General features: G+C 54.6%; 2 protein-coding genes and 1 pseudogene. All 3 read right to left on the bottom strand.

Annotated features, from left to right (window positions below; all coding sequences use genetic code 11):
• A partial coding sequence (locus CAGGBEG34_RS09015; protein WP_042688495.1) for an ABC transporter permease occupies window positions 1-448 on the bottom strand: 448 nt, incomplete at its 3' end.
• Window positions 449-576: 128 nt separating this feature from the next.
• Window positions 577-2211: an ABC transporter substrate-binding protein gene (locus CAGGBEG34_RS09010; protein WP_420885904.1), complete on the bottom strand. Its 1635-nt coding sequence runs from the start codon at window positions 2209-2211 to the stop codon at window positions 577-579.
• Between the two features lie 144 nt (window positions 2212-2355).
• Window positions 2356-2538, bottom strand: a pseudogene (locus CAGGBEG34_RS09005) (ABC transporter substrate-binding protein); the annotation flags it as partial.

Here is a 2538-nt window from a genome sequence, read left to right as displayed (position 1 = left end):
AGCCCCACCAGAAGATGGGCATTGAATATCCGGTTAATGCAGTCGTCATCACGCTGCGGTCCAGCAGGGAGCCGCGCCTGAGCGCGGCGGCAACGCCCGCGGGTACGCCAGTCGCAAGCGCGAATATCAGCGCGCACAGCGAGAGTTCGACCGTCGCCGGAAAACGCGCGAAGAATTCCGACAGCACACTGACATGAGTGACCAGTGAAACGCCCAGGTCGCCTTGCACCGCTTTTGATAAATAGCGGATATATTGCACCGGCAACGGTAAATCCAGTCCAAGCCGGTGCCGGGCGGCAGCGAGATATGCAGGATCGCCACCGCGCTCGCCCAGCATCACTTCGACCGGGTCGCCCGGAATCAGATGAATCAGCGCAAAGGCAAGAATCGTGATACCCAGAAAAGTCGGCATCACCATGCCAAGACGGCGTAGCAGAAATCGGAACATGGCGGCAGAGAAGGGCGGATTCCTTCTAAAGCGTTGAGCGTTTCAAGGCAGGGGAGAAAAGGGGAGTGATGGTGCGTTGAATCAGTGCGCGCATTTTTGCAAGCCGCTGAAAAATGCGCTTGCGCTCATTATTTGAGGGTGACGCCAGAAAATACCGTCACATCGAATGGATTGATTTTGAAATGGCTCACGTTCTTGCGGACTGGCTGAAAGGCGACTGGATAAGCAATTGGCGTGAACGGCTGTTCGTCCTTAAAAATCTTCTGTGCTTCGATATACAGCCGGGTGCGTTCGTGCTCCTCAGATGTCCGCGCCGCTTTCTGGATAAGTTCCTCGAAATGCTTGTTACACCACTTCGCCTGATTGGCGGTGTGCATAGCCTCGCAACTGAGCAGCGGGCTCAGCCAGTTGTCGGGATCGCCATTATCGCCATTCCAGCCGAAGAGCCCCGTATCATGCTCGCCCTGGCGGGCGCGCTTCAGATACTCGGCATACTCGTAGGTGACAATATTTGCCTTGACGCCGATTTTCGCCCAGTCGGCCTGAATCATCTCGGCCATCAGCCGGGCATTTGGATTATAGGGACGTTGAATCGGCATCGCCCAGAGAGAAATCGTGAATCCTTTTGGATAACCCGCCTCCTCAAGCAGGGCCTTGGCTTTCTTCAAATCACGCGGCGCGTCCTGCAGGCTTTCGTCATATGACCATTGCAATGGGGGCATCGGGGCAACGGCGATCTGCGCATGGCCTTCATAGACGGCGCCGATTATCGCTTTTTTATTGATCGCCATATCCAGCGCGCGCCGCACCCGTACGTCATTCAGCGGTTTACGCGAAACGTTATAGGCCAGATAACCCATACTAAAGCTTGGCTGGCTGCGCAGTTTGAGATTGGCATCCGCTTTGAACGCCGCAAGATCGGATGGACGCGGATACACGCTGACCTGGCATTCATTGCGTTTCATTTTTTGCAGGCGTACCGCGGCATCCGGCGTAATTGAAAAAATCAGCCTGGAGAGTTGCACATCCGCCGGTTTCCAATAGTGGGGATTGCCGTCAAACCGGATCATCGTATCCTTGGTATGGCTGCGGAAAATAAAGGGGCCTGTGCCGACCGGCTTCTGGTTGATCTCCGGGGCTTTGCCCTTTTCCAGCAATTGCGCCGCATATTCCGCTGAGTGAATAGATGCAAAGGGTACGGCCAGATTATGCAGAAAGGGCGCATTGGCTTCTTTCAGCGTAAACCGGACCGCCATCCGGTCCGCGCCCAGCGCCTCGATTTTCTCGACAAGCCGCGCCAGCCCTGTGCCATGCCAATAAGGAAATTCGGTAGTATCAGCGCGCCGGAACGGCATATTCGGGTCACGCATTCGGTTGAAGGTAAACAGCACATCCTCCGCGCTGAATTCGCGCGTCGGCTGAAACCACGGTGTGGTGTGGAATTTCACGCCGCGCCGTAAATAAAAAGTATATTCCCGTCCATCTTGCGAAATCTCCCAGCGCTCGGCAAGCGAGGGCTCAATTTGCGTCGTGCCGGGTTTGAAGTCAACCAGCCGGTTATAGACCGCTGCCGCGCCTGCCGTGAATTCAACCCCGCTGGTATACAAACCTGGATCAAACCCGGCTGGACTGCCCTCGGAACAGTAAACCAGCGTTTTGCCGGACGCGGCTGCATAGGGTGCGCCGGCTCCGCTCGCAATCAGCGCTGCCGCGCCGCAGATCGTTTTTAAAAAAAGTCCGCGACGGGTGCGCTTCTGGAAAATGTTTGCCATAGAAAAGCTCCCTAAAGTATTAGAGCATTTTTCAGTGATTTTCCCTATGTCGCTTCGCGCTTGCCGTATTGTTCATACTGTCTTCGCGCTCGCTCCTTGGGTAAATCGACTTAAAAATGCTCTAGAAACAGGCTTTTATTCCAAACCGACGCCATAAAAAACCGTGTGTCCAAACGGGTCAATCCTGAAATTTTTCACATTCTTCCGGATAGGCTGAAATTCAACCGCGCTGAAAAGAGGCGTAAATGGCTGCTCGCGCTTAAAAATACGCTGCGCTTCCCGGTAGAGCTGAGTACGCTGTTTGATATCGGTGATGCG

The sequence above is a fragment of the Candidatus Glomeribacter gigasporarum BEG34 genome (genome assembly GCF_000227585.1).
Classification (GTDB): Bacteria; Pseudomonadota; Gammaproteobacteria; order Burkholderiales; family Burkholderiaceae; genus Glomeribacter; species Glomeribacter gigasporarum_B.
This window is presented reverse-complemented; position numbering and strand designations above follow the sequence as displayed.